This window comes from Borreliella japonica (genome assembly GCF_900099615.1).
GTDB classification, from domain to species: Bacteria; Spirochaetota; Spirochaetia; order Borreliales; family Borreliaceae; genus Borreliella; species Borreliella japonica.
Genome location: NZ_FMTE01000039.1, coordinates 1 through 1,340 on the forward strand (window position 1 = coordinate 1; position 1,340 = coordinate 1,340).

1 protein-coding gene is annotated in these 1,340 nt (G+C 25.6%); it reads right to left on the reverse strand.

Annotated features, from left to right (window positions below; translation table 11 throughout):
- Positions 1–404: 404 nt before the first annotated feature.
- Complete coding sequence (locus BLO14_RS05855; protein WP_091974009.1) at positions 405–1,067, reverse strand: hypothetical protein; 663 nt, start codon at positions 1,065–1,067, stop codon at positions 405–407.
- Positions 1,068–1,340 lie beyond the last annotated feature (273 nt).

The following is a 1,340-nucleotide window of genomic DNA, read 5'->3' on the forward strand; positions in this document are numbered from 1 at the left end:
CAAAGCAATAGCTACATGAAGCAAAGTTTGTAGATTATGTTTTGGTGAATCAACGTTATTAAAGAATCTAAAAGGATGTCATGCGATAATTAATAAGCCATTTCTATAATCTTTTATTTAGAAATGCTAGGTCACATCTACTTAATAAGAATCAAATTTTTAGTTAATTTATGCTTTTTAAATTTTCATTTTTTCTATTTGCTATAAACTTATTGGTTTAGACGCTGAGTGTTTTTAGCAAAAAAAGAAGTCCCTACCCCTAATCTTATTTGGAGAGGATTAATAGGGGTGTTGGGGACTGTTGGTAGATCGTTTTCTACCTTATATATATAATATTTTATTTTTTTAATTTTGTAAATATTATTTAATAATAATAAATAATATTTATATTTTTAAGCAAAATGCTAAATATTAGATTCTTTTCGAAGATTTCCTTTTAATTTTTTAGTTGTGCTTTTGGATTTAGTGATCTGTTGTTGTGATTGGCTTTCAATTTTACTGATGGCTTTTAAAAGCTTTATTTGTCCTTTATTGGGGGTTTTTTCTTCATATTTAATCTTTAAAGGGTTTAATTTTTGATTTATCGTTTGAATCTCTTTAATTTCTGATTCAGTTGGTTCATAATCTATCCATTTTTTATCTATCCAGCCTTTTTCCCATTCATAGTAGCTTTCATTGAAGTTGGTTCCGCTTTGTTCGTCGAAGTGTCTTGCTAGTGCGGCAATTATTTTTGTGCTGTACACAAGCATTTTTTTTGTTTCAGTTTTTGTAATAAATGTCTCGTAATCGTAATTTTCTCCGGATTGCATATTAACAATGTCAACTATAAGTTTGAAAGTATTTATACAATTCATTGCAATATTTGTGGATGAAGAATTAGGATCACTAAGGGCTTTAATATTAAGTTCATATTTTTTCTTTAAACTTGTGGGAATTTTGAAAAAGTCGATTATAAAGCCATTTATTTTTGCTCGATAATTAGCTTCATATTGAGAGTTTCCAAAGAAAGTGCCTTTTATACCCCCAATTGTATATCCATTATAGTTTTTTGTTATTTCTTTTTGCATTTTGATCCTTTAATATATATTATTATAATTGATTACATTACAATATAATATGATATATTAATTAATAATTAATATCAATTAATATACATTACAAACAAAAAAAATGCTTGTAATTTTGTTTTTTTTCTAAATTGTTGTAGATTTTAACTTATCTTTAACCTTTAACCATTTATAAAAAGTCCTTAAGAAAGAAATTTCTTAGGACTTTTTATTAATAAGTAGATTTATTTTGACTTTGAATATACTTTTTGATGATATCAATATAGACTCTCC

Excerpts from the sequence above, each read along its gene's own strand:
- BLO14_RS05855 (WP_091974009.1), bottom strand. The coding sequence starts at position 1,067 with ATGCAAAAAGAAATAACAAAAAACTATAATGGATATACAATTGGGGGT.